Raw genomic sequence first — 14136 nt, 5'->3', positions numbered from 1 at the left:
CCTTGCCGTAGACGTCATAAGCATATGCTTATAACTAAAATTATGTGATGATTAACAGGCTGTTTTCAACAAAAAAACATTTGCAAAACACATAAGGTTTGTACGCTAATAAATAATTTGCGCAAACGCGGGCTTGAACCATGATCACGGGCATCATTATTACCGCCGCCGGATGCGGGGAGCGCTTTATTCGGGCCGGCGGCCAGGGCAACAAACTGAACGCCGGGTTTGCCGATGCGGCGGGCGAGCGGCGTTCGCTGTTCGAACACACCCTGCGCCAGGCGCTGGCTTCCGAGCTGCCGGTGCAGGTGGTGACCCGTCCGGATAATCTGCCGGTGCTGGCAGCCTGCGCCGCCAACCAGGTGCCGGTTACCCTGCTCGCCAGCGCGGGCCTCGGCGACTCGATCGCCGCAGGCGTTGCGGCCACGCCGCACTGGCAAGGCTGGCTGATCCATCTGGCCGATATGCCGTTCGTCAGCGCCGATGTCTTCCGGCAGGTGGCGAGCGCCTTACGGCAACACGCGATCGTACGCCCCAGCTATGCGCAACAGCCCGGTCACCCGGTCGGCTTTTCCGCCCTATTGCGCAAACAACTTTGCCAACTGCGCGGCGATAATGGCGCCCGTGGGCTGCTGCAAGGCGCAGCGGTGCACCTGTTGCCGCTTGAGCACCCCGGCGTCGTGCAGGATATTGATCTTCCATCGCAACTTCCGGCCAGCGAGTAAATTCACCTATGCAACATCTTAATGTCACCGTGGTCAGCCAGGCGATAAGCTGGCTGCAACACCAGCCGGTCTGGTTATGCACCGTCCTCAGCACCTATGGTTCTTCGCCGCGCTCGCCGGGCGCGCTGATGGCGGCGACCCACGACGGCCGCTACAGCGGTTCGTTGTCGGGCGGGTGCGTGGAGGAGGACTTTCTGCGCCGCGTGGCCGCCGGGGAGTATCAGGCGGCCAGCCAGGTGATCCGTTACGGCGAAGGCGGTATGACGCCCAACGTGGCGCTGCCGTGCGGCGGCGTGCTGGACGTGCTGATCGAGTATCTGCCGGTGGGAGAAGCCAGCGTCGCTTACCTGCAACGCATCGCCGGCGCGCTGGAAGGGCATCACGCGCTGATCAAACGCCTGACGCTGCCCCACGCCTGCCACAGCCTCGAGCAGAGTCATTTCACCAGCGCCACCCAGGTGGAACGCCGGCTCGAACAGATTACCCTGCATATCGCGGCCGCACCGCGCCTGCTGATCGCCGGGCTGTCCAGCGTGGCGCTGTACTGCGCCGATTTCGCCGTGGCGCTGGGGTTTGAGGTGCTGGTTTGCGAGAATCGCCCGGAGGCGCTGGATAACTTCGCCGCCGAGTTAAAACCGGGCGTAACGCTGCTGCGCCAGTTTCCGGCCAAGTTCATTGAGGACGGCGGTTGCCACGCCAATACCGCCGTCGTGGCGCTGACCCACGATCCGCGTATGGACGATCTGACGTTGATGGAAGCGATCCACACTCCGGCGTTTTACATCGGTGCCATGGGATCGCTGAGAAACAGCGCGCGGCGGCGCCAGCGGTTGCAGCAGATTGCCGAATTCACGCCGCAGGAGTTGGAACGCATCCATGCGCCGATCGGCCTGCCGCTGGGCAGCAAAACGCCGGCGGAGATCGCCCTGGCGGTGATGGCGGCGATCGTGCAGCAGAAAAACCGGCGGCCGGCCGCCGACGGGATCAGTGCAACGGCACCACCGGCACCAGATGCTGCAGCTCCAGATGCAGCTCCTCTTTCCCGCTCAGCGAATAGCTGAACACCGTCATGTCCGGCCCGTCACCGCGGGCCAGCCCCATTTCGGGCAGCACCTGCGTGTAAATTTTAATGATGTGATCATTGAGCGCCACCGGCTTGCCGGAATAGCGAAAACGGCAAAACTCGCCGTGGATCTCAGGCAGCGGCTCCAGCGCCACGCCTTCACGCAGCGGGTAGTCCGTCGTCACGCCCAGGGTATAGTCGACCCTGACCCGCTCGCCGTCCGGCACCAGTTGGGTAAACGAATAGGTTTGCGTCGGGCGCTCGCCCAACAAGGTGTAAAACTGCGCCCGCAGCGCGCTGCGCTGCGGCAGATGCGACTTATCCAACCTCTCTATGTCCAGGTGGTAAGCGTACTGCTTGCCGTGAAAAGCGTATTGCCCTCTGGCGATGCTGACGCGTTCAACCTCAATATCGCCGGGCTGGCTGGCCGCGAGTGAACGCACCAGATTGCTGAAGTCCTGTTTGCGGGCATGACGATAAACGCTGGGCGACTCGGCGAAGTGTTTCTTGAAACAGCGCGAGAACGTCTGCTGATTATCGAATTGATATTCAACCGAAATGTCCAGAATGCTCTTCTGCGTGAAGCGCAAGGCGAAGGCGGCGAGGTAGAGGCGACGAGCGCGGATGTAGGAGGCTAACGATAATCCGGTCTGCTTCTTGAACATGCGCTGCAGGTACCATTTCGTATAGCCTGACTTGGCGGAAACGATATCCAACGACAGCGGATTGGTCAGGTTGTCTTCAATCCAGACCAGCAATTCCCTGATGTGACTTTCCTGCGTACCCATGTGCTTGCCGAACCTTATGTTACCGATATTCCATTAGTCGAATTTTAGTGCTATCCGCGTAGGGTATACAGGTTAAAACTCGCCGTCCAGCAAGCTACAGGACTTTACACAGTCCCCCTTCACCGCCCGCGAGCGGCGAAGGGGGCAACGCTTATTTCAGGCAGTTGGCGCATTGGCCGGCCTGGATCTTCTGGAAGAAGTCATTGCCTTTGTCATCCACCAGGATAAACGCCGGGAAATCTTCCACTTCGATTTTCCAGATCGCTTCCATGCCCAATTCAGGGTACTCCACGCACTCCAGGCTCTTGATGCTCTGCTGCGCCAGCACCGCCGCCGGGCCGCCGATGCTGCCGAGGTAGAAGCCGCCGTGCTTGTGGCAGGCATCCGTCACCTGCTGGCTGCGGTTGCCTTTCGCCAGCATGATCATGCTGCCGCCGTGAGATTGCAGCAGATCGACGTAGGAATCCATACGCCCGGCGGTGGTCGGCCCCAAGGAACCGGACGCATAGCCTTCCGGCGTTTTAGCCGGGCCGGCGTAGTAGATCGGGTGATCCTTGACGTACTGCGGCAGGCCCTCACCGCGATCCAGGCGCTCTTTCAGCTTGGCGTGCGCGATATCGCGGCCAACGATGATGGTGCCGCTCAGCGACAGGCGGGTGGAAACCGGATACTGCGACAGCTGTTTGAGGATCTCGGCCATCGGACGGTTGAGATCGACCTTGATCGCCTCGCCTTCCCCGGCCTGGCGCAGCTCCTGAGGAATAAATTTACCCGGATTGTGCTCCAGTTTTTCCAGCCAGATGCCGTCGCGGTTAATCTTGCCTTTGATGTTGCGGTCCGCCGAACAGGAAACGCCCATGCCGACCGGGCAGGAGGCACCATGACGCGGCAGACGCACGACGCGGATATCGTGCGCGAAGTATTTGCCGCCGAACTGCGCGCCCAGCCCCAGGTTCTGCGCTTCTTGCAGCAGTTCCGCTTCGAGTTCCAGATCGCGGAACGCCTGACCATGCTCGTTGCCTTCGGTCGGCAGGCCATCGTAATACTTGGTCGAGGCCAGTTTGACGGTTTTCAGCGTCGCTTCCGCCGAGGTGCCGCCGATGACGAACGCCACGTGGTACGGCGGGCAGGCCGCAGTGCCCAGCGTGCGCATCTTGTCGACCAGGTAGTTTTTCAGCTTGCCCGGCGACAGCAGCGCCTTGGTTTCCTGATACAGATAGGTTTTGTTGGCTGAACCGCCGCCCTTGGCGATGCACAAGAACTTGTATTCTTCGCCGTCCACGCTGTAGAGATCGATCTGCGCCGGCAGGTTGCTGCCGGTATTGACCTCTTTGTACATATCCAGCGCGGCGTTCTGCGAATAGCGCAGGTTCTCTTCGATGTAGGTGTTGTACACACCGCGCGACAGCGCTTCTTCATCGCCGCCGCCGGTCCAGACGCGCTGGCCCTTTTTGCCGACGATGATCGCCGTGCCGGTGTCCTGGCAGGTCGGTAAAATACCCTTGGCGGCGATTTCTGAGTTACGCAGAAATTGCAGCGCAACGTACTTGTCGTTTTCGCTGGCGTCCGGATCTTTGAGGATATCGGCCACCTGCTGTTGGTGCGCCGGGCGCAGCATGAACGACGCGTCGTGGAACGCATGCTGGGCAAGCAGGGTTAACGCTTCAGGGGCAACTTTCAGTATTTCCTGGCCTTCAAACTCGCTCACGGAAACGTGGTCGCGGCTCAGCAGGTAATATTCGGTATCGTCTTTCTTCAGCGGGAACGGATCTTGATAGTGGAACGGTTTATTCGACATTGATCTCTCACTTGCAACATCAGCTGCGTTAAATTCACACTTGCGGCGCGCGAGGCGGCGCCTTGTCAAAAAACTGCCTTCACCTTACGTATTTTTAATCAGTCAGTTATTGCGCCAAATCGCAAAATAACCGCTCTTTGCGTAAGGGATTGCCACAGGCGGCGTTTCAACCTTGCTCGGTGAGAACTGCGGGTACAGGCTCATCATGCACGCTTTATTATCCCGCAGTTAACACATTGATTACAATCCATCGGTGGCGATCGCTTTATCAATGTGGCGAAAAAGCGCCGGATGCGATTTGCGCCGGCGCGTATTGTCAGCCGCCGCGCCATTGCTTAAGCTAGCCGCAATGAACAAACCGAGAATCCCCATCGCGCTGCAACAAGCGGTGATGCGCTGCCTGCGAGAAAAGCTGCAGTTGGCCCGCCGGCATTTTGCCGTCGAGTTCCCCGAACCCAGCATCGTCTATCAGCAACGCGGCACCAGCGCGGGCACCGCCTGGCTGCAAAGCTGGGAAATCCGCCTGAACCCGGTGCTGCTGCTGGAAAACCAACAGCCGTTTATCGATGAAGTGGTGCCGCACGAACTGGCGCACCTGCTGGTGTTTCGCCAATTCGGCCGGGTGGCGCCGCACGGCCGCGAATGGCGCTGGATGATGGAAAGCGTGCTGCTGACGCCCGCCAGCCGCACTCACCGTTTCGAAACCGCCTCGGTGCAAAGCAAGACCTTCCCCTACCGCTGCGCCTGTGGGCATCACCCGCTCACCATTCGCCGCCATAACCGCGTGCTGCGCGGCGAAAGCGAATACCGCTGCCGCCGATGCGGCGAAAAACTGAAATTTCTTGCTAGCGAGAACCTTTAGTTAAACGATTTATACGTTAAAACAAGCAAATATCGCCATTTGCCACTACCGGCAAGTTCCGTTACCCTGCCTGCTTTTCCAATTTTGAGCTGTTTTGGAATATGCTTCGCAGAATTTTGTTTATGGCGGTTTTCGCCGCAGGCGCCGTACAGGCGCACGGCATCAATAACTTCTCTCAGGCCAAAGCGGCGGCGGCCAAGATTAACCAGGATGCGCCGGGCAGCTTTTACTGCGGCTGCCGCATCGACTGGCAAGGCAAGAAGGGCATCCCGGATCTCGCCGGCTGCGGCTATCAGGTGCGTAAAAACGCCCAGCGCGCGCAGCGCATCGAGTGGGAACACGTGGTTCCGGCCTGGCAGTTCGGCCACCAACTGCAGTGCTGGCAAGACGGCGGACGCAAAAACTGCAATAAGGACGCCACCTATCGCCAGATAGAAACCGATCTGCACAACCTGCAGCCGGCGATCGGCGAAGTGAACGGCGACCGCAACAACTTCATGTACAGCCAATGGAACGGCGGCGCAGGCCAGTACGGGCAGTGCCCAATGAAGGTGGACTTCAAGAATAAACAGGCGGAGCCGCCCGCCCGCGCCCGCGGCGCCATTGCCCGCACCTACTTCTACATGCGCGATCGCTACCAGCTGCGGCTGTCACGCCAGCAAACCCAACTGTTCGAGGTGTGGAACCGGCAATATCCGGTGAGCCAATGGGAATGTCAGCGTGAAGCACGTATCGCCAAGGTGCAGGGCAACCACAACCCCTATATTCAACAGGCTTGTCAGCAGCGGAAAAGCTAACCTACTATAGCCTTTATCTTTCATGGCGCCGCCAACCCGCGGCGCCGTTTCGTCAGGATCAGACTACCCATGCGCATACCCCGCATTTACCATCCGCAGCCGTTGACCGACCGGGCGGAGATCGCCCTCAGCGAGGACGCCGCCAACCACGTCGGGCGCGTGCTGCGCATGAGCGCCGGCCAGGCGCTACAGCTGTTCGACGGCAGCAACCAGGTGTTCGACGCCGAGATAGTCCGGGTGGACAAAAAGAGCGTGCTGGTGCGCCTCGGCGACGGCCGCGTGGAAGACATCGAATCGCCGCTCAACCTGCATCTGGGCCAGGTGATCTCGCGCGGCGAGAAGATGGAGTTCACCATCCAGAAATCCATCGAGCTGGGCGTCAACGTCATCACCCCGCTGTTTTCCGAGCGCTGCGGCGTCAAGTTGGACGGCGAGCGTCTGGCGAAGAAAATCCAACAATGGCAGAAGATCGCCATCGCCGCCTGCGAACAGTGCGGCCGCAACCGCATTCCCGAAATCCGCGAGGCGATGTCGCTGGAGGCCTGGTGCGCCGAGCAGGACGGCAGCCTGAAACTCAACCTGCACCCGCGCGCCAGCCACAGCATCAACACGCTGCCGCAGCCGGTAGACCGCGTTCGCCTGCTGATCGGCCCGGAAGGCGGTTTGTCCGCCGACGAAATCGCCATGACCACCGACCACGGATTTACTGATATTCTGCTGGGACCACGCGTTCTGCGTACCGAAACCACAGCGCTCACCGCCATTACCGCTCTGCAGGTCCGCTTCGGCGACCTGGGTTAAAGGAGAAAAGATGATTAAGCTCGGCATCGTGATGGATCCTATCGATTCCATCAACATCAAGAAAGACACCAGCTTCGCCATGCTGCTCGAAGCGCAGCGCCGCGGTTACGAATTGCACTACATGGAGATGAACGATCTCTATCTGCACGCCGGTGACGGGCGCGCCCGCACCCGCCTGCTGAGCGTGAAGGAAGACAAGGAGAGCTGGTTCAGCTTCGGCGCCGAGCAGGATCTGGCGCTGCACGATCTGGACGTGATCCTGATGCGCAAGGATCCGCCGTTCGATACCGAATACATCTACGCGACCTACATTCTGGAACGCGCCGAAGTCAAAGGCACGCTGGTGGTCAACAAGCCACAAAGCCTGCGCGACTGCAACGAGAAGCTGTTCACCGCCTGGTTCTCGGAACTGACGCCGGATACGCTGGTCAGCCGCAGCGCCGCGCACATCCGCAAATTCCACCAGCAGCACGGCGACATCATCCTGAAACCGCTGGACGGCATGGGCGGCGCGTCTATCTTCCGCGTGAAGCAGGACGATCCTAACCTGTCGGTGATCATCGAAACCCTGACCGAACACGGCAGCCGTTTCTGCATGGCGCAGAACTTCCTGCCGGCGATCAAGGACGGCGACAAGCGCATCCTGGTGGTGGACGGCGAGCCGGTGCCTTACTGCCTGGCGCGCATTCCGGCGCAGGGTGAGACCCGCGGCAACCTGGCGGCCGGCGGCCGCGGCGAAGCGCGCCCGCTGAGCGAAAGCGACTGGAAAATCGCCCGCGCCGTCGCCCCGACGCTGAAAGAGAAAGGGCTGATCTTCGTCGGCCTGGACGTGATCGGCGATCGCCTGACCGAAATCAACGTCACCAGCCCAACCTGTGCGCGCGAGATCGAAGCGGCATTCCCGATTTCGATTACCGGCATGCTGATGGACGCCATTGAAAAGCGCCTGGCGGCGAAGTAATGCGTCATGCGGGCGGCATGCCGCCCGCTATCCTGTATCGCGCCCGCCAAAGCCCGCCATTCCGGCAGCGGCTTGAAAGGCGGCGGGTATAGCCGCATACTGGCGGCTGTTTATTTTCTCACCCATTGATTACCTTATACTAACGCCATGAATTTACAGCACCATTTTCTGATCGCCATGCCAACGCTGCAGGATCCTCGCTTCAAGCGCTCGGTGATTTACATTTGCGAGCACAATGAAGAAGGCGCCATGGGTTTGGTGATCAATAAACCGGTGGAGCAGTTCACGGTAGCCACGGTGCTGAGCAAGCTGAAGATCATGCCGCCTGCGCGCGATCCGGCCATCAGCCTGGACAAGCCGGTGTTCGCCGGCGGCCCCCTGGCGGACGATCGCGGATTTATCCTGCATACGCCGCGCCACGGCTTTGGCGCCAGCATTCAAATTTCCCCCAACACCATGATCACCACCTCAAAAGACGTGCTGGAAACGCTCGGCACGCCGGAGCAACCGGACGACGTGCTGGTGGCGCTGGGTTATGCGGGTTGGGAAAAGGGCCAGTTGGAGCAGGAAGTATTGGAAAACGCCTGGCTGACCATCGAAGCCAACACCGACATTTTGTTCCGCACGCCGATCGCCAGCCGCTGGCGCGAGGCGGGGAACCTTTTGGGTATCGACATTCGCAGCATCGCCAACCACGCAGGACACGCCTGATGAGTAACCGCACCATTATCGCCTTCGACTTTGGCACCAAAAGCATCGGCGCGGCCGTCGGCCAGGAGTTGACCGGCAGCGCCCGCGCCCTGCCGGCTTTCAAAGCGCAGGACGGTTCGCCGGACTGGCTGAAAATCGAAAAACTGCTGAAGGAGTGGCAGCCGGATTTGGTGGTGGTCGGCCTGCCGCTGAACATGGACGGCACCGAACAGCCCGTTACCGCCCAGGCGCGCAAGTTCGCCAACCGCCTGCACGGCCGCTTCGGCATCCAGATCGATCTGCATGACGAGCGTCTGAGCACCGTGGAGGCGCGCGCCAACCTGTTCGATCGCGGCGGCTTCCGCGCGCTTGATAAAGGCAGCGTGGATTCCGCCTCCGCGGTGGTTATCCTCGAAAGCTGGTTCGAACGGCAGCTGGGCTAAACGCCCGTTCCCTCCCCCGCGCAGTCCCCCAACACACCGGCGTCGATCCGCTGCTGCAAACCTTGCTCAAAGGTTTGCATGCCGGACTGCGCGCCGGTTTGCAACACGCTCGCCAACTGATGCGTTTTCCCTTCACGGATCAGGTTGCTGACCGCCGTCGTCGCCGTCAGCACTTCAAAGATCGCCACTCGTCCGCCGCCGGGGCGCCTCATCAGCTTTTGCGCGATCACCGCTTGCAGGCTGCCCGCCAGCTGGGCGCGCACATAGGGTTTCTCTTCCGCCGGAAACACGTCCACCAGCCGTTCTACCGCCTGCGGCGCGCTGCGGGTATGCAGCGTCGCCAGCACCAGGTGGCCGGTCTCCGCCGCAGTGAGCGCCAGCCGGATGGTGGCGGTATCGCGCAGCTCACCCAGCAGGATCACATCCGGATCTTCGCGCAGCGCGGCGCGCAACGCCGCATCGAAGCTGTGGCTGTCGCGGCCGATCTCCCGCTGCTGGATCAGCGATCGCCGGCTGCGGTGCAGGAACTCGATCGGATCTTCCAGCGTCAAAATATGCCGCTGCTGGTGCCGGTTGATCTCGTCGATCATCGCCGCCAGCGTGGTGGACTTACCGCTGCCGGTGGCGCCGGTGACCAGGATCAATCCGTCGGCGCGCCGCAGCAGCGCCGGGACGATGGCCGGCGCCGCCAGCTCGGCAAGCGAAGGCGATTGCCCGGCGATACGCCGCAACGCGAGAGAAATCCCCGCGCTTTGTTGAAAAACGTTGGCGCGCAACCGCTCCCCGCCCGGCCTGTGCAACGCCAGATCGACCTGCCCCAACCGCCGCAGGCTCTCGCGCTGCTGCGCATTCAGCAATCCATCGCATAGGGCCTGCGCGCCTTGCGCCGTCAGCGTTGGCGCCGCCGCCAGCGGTTGCAGTTCACCGTCGATGCGCAACATCGGCGGATGACCGGCACAAAGGTGCAGATCGGAAGCATTATGCTTTACACTAAGGGCCACGAATTCATCGATATCCATATCACTCTCCCGGGTCAATAATGAGCACTATCCAACAGAACCTGCAGGATGTCAGAAACCGCATCGCGTCCGCCGCGCAAAACTGCGCACGGGCGCCGGAAGAAGTTGCTCTGCTTGCAGTCAGCAAAACCAAACCTGTGGCGGCGATCGAAGAAGCCATCACCGCCGGCCAGCGCGCCTTCGGCGAGAACTACGTGCAGGAAGGGGTAGACAAGATCCGGCATTTCGCCGAGTCGACGCAGGGCGGTGAGTTGGTGTGGCACTTTATCGGCCCGCTGCAATCCAATAAGAGTCGGCTGGTGGCGGAAAATTTCGCCTGGTGTCATACCGTGGATCGGCTGCGCATCGCCCAGCGCCTGAGCGATCAGCGCCCGGCCGACATGCCACCGCTCAACGTGCTGATTCAAATCAACATCAGCGATGAGCAGAGCAAATCCGGCATCGCGTTGAACGAACTGCCGGCGTTGGCCGACGCGATCGCGGCGCTGCCGAATCTGGCGCTGCGCGGCCTGATGGCCATCCCGGCGCCGGAAACGGATTATCAGCGGCAGTTGGCGGTATTCAGCCGGATGAACGACGCATTTCTCGCCCTGCGTCAGCGTTATCCGCAGGCCGATACGCTGTCGATGGGCATGACGGACGATATGGCGGCGGCGATCGCCGCAGGCAGCACCCTGGTGCGCATCGGCACCGCAATTTTTGGCGCCCGCGACTACTCGCAGGCCTGACAAACAGACGAGGGATTTGATGCAACATCGCAAGATTACCTTTATCGGCGCCGGCAACATGGCGCGTGCAATCATCGCCGGCCTGGTCGCGGGCGGCTATCCGGCCAAATCCATCAGCGTCTGCGCCCCTTCGCCGAAAAACCGTGACGCGTTGGCGGCGGACTACGGCATCGTCAGCAGCGGCGACAACGTCGCCTGCGCGCGTGAAGCCGACGTCGTGGTACTGGCGGTCAAACCGCAAATGATGGCCGACGTGTGTCAGCCGCTGCGCGAACAGGTCGATTTCGGCGGCAAACTGGTGCTGTCGATCGCCGCCGGCATTCAGGTCAGCCGTTTCTATCAGTTGCTCGGCGACCAACTGGACATCGTGCGCATCATGCCCAACACCCCGTCGCTGGTCGGCAAGGGCATGAGCGGGCTGTACGCGCCGGCGCAGGTCAGCCAACAGGATCGCGACTACACCGGCGATTTAATGGCCTCGGTCGGTAAAGTTTGCTGGGTAGATGACGAAAATGGCATCAACGGCGTGATCGCCGCTGCGGGCAGCGCCCCGGCTTATTTCTTCCTGTTTATGGAAGCGATGCAAAAAGAAGCCGAACGCATGGGCTTCGACAGCCAGACCGCGCGCGATCTGGTGCAGCAGGCCGCTACCGGCGCCGCCGCGCTGGTTGAAGCCAACCCGGATACGCCGCTGGGCACGCTGCGCGAGCAGGTGACCTCCAAAGGCGGCACCACCGCCGAAGCGCTGCGGGTGTTCAACGAACGCCAACTGCCGGAAACCGTGGCGCAAGCGATGCAGGCCGCCGTTTCCCGTGCGCAAGAAATGGAAAAATTATTTTAAATAACCCCGAGTTAAGGAGAAGGACCACTTCATGCTAACGCTGACTTTCCTGGTCAAGACCGTTATTGATCTGTACGTGATGGTGCTGTTGCTGCGCATTTGGATGCAATGGACGCGCACCGATTTTTACAACCCGTTCTCGCAGTTTGTGGTGAAGATCACCCAACCGGTGGTCGGCCCGCTGCGCCGCATCATCCCATCGCTTGGGCCTATCGACAGCGCTTCGCTGCTGCTGGCGTTTCTGCTGATGACCATCAAGTACCCGCTGCTGCTGCTGATACAAAGCCACGCGCTGTCGCTTAGTCCGTATAACCTGCTGTTCGGCCTGATCTCGCTGGTCAAGTCCGCCGGTTACCTGATCTTCTGGGTGATGATCATTCGTGCGCTGATGAGCTGGGTAAGCCAGGGCCGCAGCCCGATCGACTACGTGATGTACCAACTGACCGAACCGTTGATGGCGCCGATCCGTCGCATCATCCCGGCGATGGGCGGCATCGATTTTTCCGCCATGGTAGTGATCCTGATCCTCTATCTGATCAACTACCTGGGCATGGATGTGTTCGGCGAGATCTGGTTCCTGCTGTGAGTGCAGTCACTCCCGTGCTGGACGGGCTGGCGATCAGGCTATATATTCAGCCGAAAGCCAGCCGCGACCAAATTATCGGCTTGCATGGCGACGAACTGAAAGTCGCCATCACCGCCCCGCCGGTCGACGGCCAAGCCAACGCCCATTTGATCAAGTTTATCGCCAAGCAGTTCAAAGTGGCGAAAAGCAACGTCACCATCGAGAAAGGCGAACTGGGGCGGCATAAACAGTTACGCATCGTGAATCCGCAACAGATCCCCGCCGTGGTCGCGGCGCTCATCGAATAATTTTCAAGGTAGTCATTATGCAAAAAGTCGTTCTTGCCACCGGTAACCCGGGCAAAGTGCGCGAACTCGCCGACCTGTTGGCCGATTTCGGCCTGGACGTGGTCGCGCAAACCGATCTGGGCGTGGAGTCCGCCGAAGAAACCGGCCTGACGTTTATCGAAAACGCCATTCTGAAAGCGCGCCATGCGGCACAGGTCACAGGCCTGCCGGCGATCGCCGACGACTCCGGTCTGGCGGTAGATGCGCTGGGCGGCGCGCCGGGCATCTACTCCGCGCGCTACGCCGGCGAAGACGCCGACGATCGGCAGAACCTCGACAAGCTGCTGGCGGCGATGAAAGACGTGGCGCCGGGCCGGCGCGGCGCACAATTTCACTGCGTGCTGGTCTATCTGCGCCATGCGCAAGATCCGACGCCGCTGGTGTTCCACGGCAGCTGGGCCGGCGAAATCACCGAACAGGCCGCCGGTGAAGGCGGTTTCGGTTACGATCCGGTCTTCTACGTGCCGGAGCTGGGCCGCACCGCCGCCGAGCTGAGCCGCGACGAGAAGCGGGCGATTTCGCACCGCGGCAAGGCGCTGAAGCTGATGTTGGAAGCCATGCGCAATGCTTAAGCTGCCCCCGCTGAGTCTCTACATCCACATCCCGTGGTGCGTGCAGAAATGCCCGTACTGCGACTTCAACTCCCATGCGCTGAAGGGTGACGTGCCGCATCAGGAGTATGTCGATCATCTGTTGGCGGATCTGGATGCCGACCTGCCGCTGGCCGGCGGCCGGGAAATCAGCACTATCTTTATCGGCGGCGGCACCCCCAGCCTGCTGAGCGCCGAGGCGATGCAAGCCTTGCTGGACGGCGTGCGGGCGCGCATTCGCGTCGCCGACGACGCCGAAATCACCATGGAAGCCAATCCCGGCACCGTGGAGGCCGATCGCTTCAGCGGCTACCAGCGCGCCGGCGTCAACCGCATCTCCATCGGGGTGCAAAGCTTCAGCGCCGAGAAGCTGAACCGTCTGGGGCGCATCCACGGCCCGGAAGAAGCCAAACGCGCGGCGACGCTGGCGACCGGCCTCGGCCTGCACAGCTTCAACCTCGATCTGATGCACGGCCTCCCGGATCAGTCGCTGGAAGAGGCGCTGGACGATCTGCGCCAGGCTATCGCCCTCAATCCGCCGCACCTGTCGTGGTATCAGCTGACCATCGAGCCGAACACCCTGTTCAGCTCGCGCCCGCCGGTTTTGCCGGACGACGATGCGCTGTGGGACATCTTCGAGCGCGGCCACCAGTTGCTGAGCGCCGCCGGCTATCAGCAGTATGAAACCTCGGCCTACGCCAAGCCGGGCTACCAATGCCAGCACAATCTCAACTACTGGCGCTTCGGCGACTATCTGGGGATCGGCTGCGGCGCGCACGGCAAGGTGACCTTCAGCGACGGGCGCATCCTGCGCACCGCCAAGACCAAGCACCCGCGCGGCTTTATGCGCGGCGACTACATGGACAAGCAGCATGAGGTGGCGGCGGCGGATCGGCCGTTCGAATTCTTCATGAACCGCTTCCGCTTGCTGGAAGCCGCGCCGCGCGCCGACTTCGCTAACTACACCGGGCTGACGGAAAGCGTCATTCGCCCGCAGCTGGACGAAGCGCTGGCCAAAGGCTATCTGGAAGAAACCGCGGAGCACTGGCAGATCACCGAGAAGGGCAAACTGTTCCTCAACTCGCTGCTGGAACTGTTCCTGGCGGACGACGAGTAAA

General features: G+C 61.1%; 17 protein-coding genes. 14 read left to right on the top strand and 3 right to left on the bottom strand.

Annotation, left to right across the window (positions count from 1 at the left end; translation table 11 throughout):
- The first annotated feature begins 140 nt into the window (after positions 1-140).
- Positions 141-725 (top strand): nucleotidyltransferase family protein, encoded by a 585-nt coding sequence (locus ACSBQV_RS17365; protein WP_099784526.1) that lies wholly within the window; start codon positions 141-143, stop codon positions 723-725.
- A gap of 8 nt (positions 726-733) precedes the next feature.
- Complete coding sequence (locus ACSBQV_RS17360; RefSeq protein WP_099784528.1) at positions 734-1786, top strand: XdhC family protein; 1053 nt, start codon at positions 734-736, stop codon at positions 1784-1786.
- Here ACSBQV_RS17360 and ACSBQV_RS17355 read toward each other — a convergent pair.
- Positions 1710-2576: a helix-turn-helix domain-containing protein gene (locus ACSBQV_RS17355; RefSeq protein ID WP_033644684.1), complete on the bottom strand. Its 867-nt coding sequence runs from the start codon at positions 2574-2576 to the stop codon at positions 1710-1712. The genes ACSBQV_RS17360 and ACSBQV_RS17355 overlap by 77 nt on opposite strands.
- Before the next feature lie 151 nt (positions 2577-2727).
- Positions 2728-4374, bottom strand: coding sequence for a class I fumarate hydratase FumA (gene fumA / locus ACSBQV_RS17350; protein ID WP_099784530.1), 1647 nt, complete (start codon positions 4372-4374; stop codon positions 2728-2730).
- Positions 4375-4723: 349 nt separating this feature from the next.
- Between fumA and ACSBQV_RS17345 the strand changes: the two genes are divergently transcribed.
- From ACSBQV_RS17345 to ruvX, 6 genes are all read left to right on the top strand, one after another.
- A complete protein-coding gene (locus tag ACSBQV_RS17345; protein ID WP_099784532.1) occupies positions 4724-5236 on the top strand; it encodes a SprT family zinc-dependent metalloprotease in 513 nt (170 codons plus the stop codon).
- Between the two features lie 101 nt (positions 5237-5337).
- Positions 5338-6033: a deoxyribonuclease I gene (gene endA / locus ACSBQV_RS17340; RefSeq protein WP_025304243.1), complete on the top strand. Its 696-nt coding sequence runs from the start codon at positions 5338-5340 to the stop codon at positions 6031-6033.
- Positions 6034-6102: 69 nt separating this feature from the next.
- Positions 6103-6834 (top strand): 16S rRNA (uracil(1498)-N(3))-methyltransferase, encoded by a 732-nt coding sequence (gene rsmE / locus ACSBQV_RS17335; protein WP_025304244.1) that lies wholly within the window; start codon positions 6103-6105, stop codon positions 6832-6834.
- A 10-nt stretch (positions 6835-6844) separates the two neighbouring features.
- On the top strand, positions 6845-7795 hold the full coding sequence (gene gshB / locus ACSBQV_RS17330) for a glutathione synthase (RefSeq protein WP_033651325.1): 951 nt from the start codon (positions 6845-6847) through the stop codon (positions 7793-7795).
- Between the two features lie 147 nt (positions 7796-7942).
- Positions 7943-8506, top strand: coding sequence for a YqgE/AlgH family protein (locus ACSBQV_RS17325; RefSeq protein ID WP_004937452.1), 564 nt, complete (start codon positions 7943-7945; stop codon positions 8504-8506).
- Positions 8506-8928: a Holliday junction resolvase RuvX gene (gene ruvX / locus ACSBQV_RS17320; protein ID WP_015379046.1), complete on the top strand. Its 423-nt coding sequence runs from the start codon at positions 8506-8508 to the stop codon at positions 8926-8928. Before ACSBQV_RS17325 ends, ruvX begins: the two co-directional genes overlap by 1 nt.
- On the opposite strand, the gene ACSBQV_RS17315 is transcribed toward ruvX, so the two are convergent.
- A complete protein-coding gene (locus ACSBQV_RS17315; protein ID WP_099784534.1) occupies positions 8925-9947 on the bottom strand; it encodes a type IV pilus twitching motility protein PilT in 1023 nt (340 codons plus the stop codon). The genes ruvX and ACSBQV_RS17315 overlap by 4 nt on opposite strands.
- A gap of 20 nt (positions 9948-9967) precedes the next feature.
- On the opposite strand from ACSBQV_RS17315, the gene ACSBQV_RS17310 reads away from it, so the two are divergent.
- The 6 genes from ACSBQV_RS17310 to hemW are packed head-to-tail and all read left to right on the top strand — an operon-like array spanning position 9968 to position 14135.
- Positions 9968-10675: a YggS family pyridoxal phosphate-dependent enzyme gene (locus tag ACSBQV_RS17310; protein WP_099784536.1), complete on the top strand. Its 708-nt coding sequence runs from the start codon at positions 9968-9970 to the stop codon at positions 10673-10675.
- A 19-nt stretch (positions 10676-10694) separates the two neighbouring features.
- Positions 10695-11516, top strand: coding sequence for a pyrroline-5-carboxylate reductase (gene proC, locus ACSBQV_RS17305; RefSeq protein ID WP_033651322.1), 822 nt, complete (start codon positions 10695-10697; stop codon positions 11514-11516).
- A gap of 31 nt (positions 11517-11547) precedes the next feature.
- Complete coding sequence (locus ACSBQV_RS17300) at positions 11548-12102, top strand: YggT family protein (RefSeq protein ID WP_042785370.1); 555 nt, start codon at positions 11548-11550, stop codon at positions 12100-12102.
- Positions 12099-12389 carry a DUF167 family protein YggU gene (gene yggU / locus ACSBQV_RS17295; RefSeq protein WP_004948014.1) on the top strand — a complete coding sequence of 97 codons (291 nt, stop codon included), beginning with the start codon at positions 12099-12101 and terminating at the stop codon, positions 12387-12389. Before ACSBQV_RS17300 ends, yggU begins: the two co-directional genes overlap by 4 nt.
- 17 nt (positions 12390-12406) lie before the next feature.
- Positions 12407-13000, top strand: a complete 594-nt coding sequence (locus ACSBQV_RS17290) for an XTP/dITP diphosphatase (protein WP_033651321.1) — start codon at positions 12407-12409, stop codon at positions 12998-13000.
- Positions 12993-14135, top strand: coding sequence for a radical SAM family heme chaperone HemW (gene hemW / locus ACSBQV_RS17285; RefSeq protein ID WP_099784538.1), 1143 nt, complete (start codon positions 12993-12995; stop codon positions 14133-14135). Before ACSBQV_RS17290 ends, hemW begins: the two co-directional genes overlap by 8 nt.
- Position 14136: the final 1 nt, after the last annotated feature.

Source organism: Serratia sp. B501 (assembly GCF_051172315.1).
Taxonomy (GTDB): Bacteria; Pseudomonadota; Gammaproteobacteria; order Enterobacterales; family Enterobacteriaceae; genus Serratia; species Serratia ureilytica.
This window is presented reverse-complemented; position numbering and strand designations above follow the sequence as displayed.

Coding starts and splice junctions, on each gene's coding strand:
- ACSBQV_RS17290 (WP_033651321.1), top strand. CDS start 12,407: ATGCAAAAAGTCGTTCTTGCCACCGGTAACCCGGGCAAAGTGCGCGAA.
- ACSBQV_RS17345 (WP_099784532.1), top strand. CDS start 4,724: ATGAACAAACCGAGAATCCCCATCGCGCTGCAACAAGCGGTGATGCGC.
- proC (WP_033651322.1), top strand. CDS start 10,695: ATGCAACATCGCAAGATTACCTTTATCGGCGCCGGCAACATGGCGCGT.
- ACSBQV_RS17360 (WP_099784528.1), top strand. CDS start 734: ATGCAACATCTTAATGTCACCGTGGTCAGCCAGGCGATAAGCTGGCTG.
- ACSBQV_RS17365 (WP_099784526.1), top strand. CDS start 141: ATGATCACGGGCATCATTATTACCGCCGCCGGATGCGGGGAGCGCTTT.
- endA (WP_025304243.1), top strand. CDS start 5,338: ATGCTTCGCAGAATTTTGTTTATGGCGGTTTTCGCCGCAGGCGCCGTA.
- ACSBQV_RS17310 (WP_099784536.1), top strand. CDS start 9,968: ATGAGCACTATCCAACAGAACCTGCAGGATGTCAGAAACCGCATCGCG.
- gshB (WP_033651325.1), top strand. CDS start 6,845: ATGATTAAGCTCGGCATCGTGATGGATCCTATCGATTCCATCAACATC.
- ruvX (WP_015379046.1), top strand. CDS start 8,506: ATGAGTAACCGCACCATTATCGCCTTCGACTTTGGCACCAAAAGCATC.
- ACSBQV_RS17300 (WP_042785370.1), top strand. CDS start 11,548: ATGCTAACGCTGACTTTCCTGGTCAAGACCGTTATTGATCTGTACGTG.
- ACSBQV_RS17355 (WP_033644684.1), bottom strand. CDS start 2,576: ATGGGTACGCAGGAAAGTCACATCAGGGAATTGCTGGTCTGGATTGAA.
- ACSBQV_RS17315 (WP_099784534.1), bottom strand. CDS start 9,947: ATGGATATCGATGAATTCGTGGCCCTTAGTGTAAAGCATAATGCTTCC.
- rsmE (WP_025304244.1), top strand. CDS start 6,103: ATGCGCATACCCCGCATTTACCATCCGCAGCCGTTGACCGACCGGGCG.
- hemW (WP_099784538.1), top strand. CDS start 12,993: ATGCTTAAGCTGCCCCCGCTGAGTCTCTACATCCACATCCCGTGGTGC.
- fumA (WP_099784530.1), bottom strand. CDS start 4,374: ATGTCGAATAAACCGTTCCACTATCAAGATCCGTTCCCGCTGAAGAAA.
- ACSBQV_RS17325 (WP_004937452.1), top strand. CDS start 7,943: ATGAATTTACAGCACCATTTTCTGATCGCCATGCCAACGCTGCAGGAT.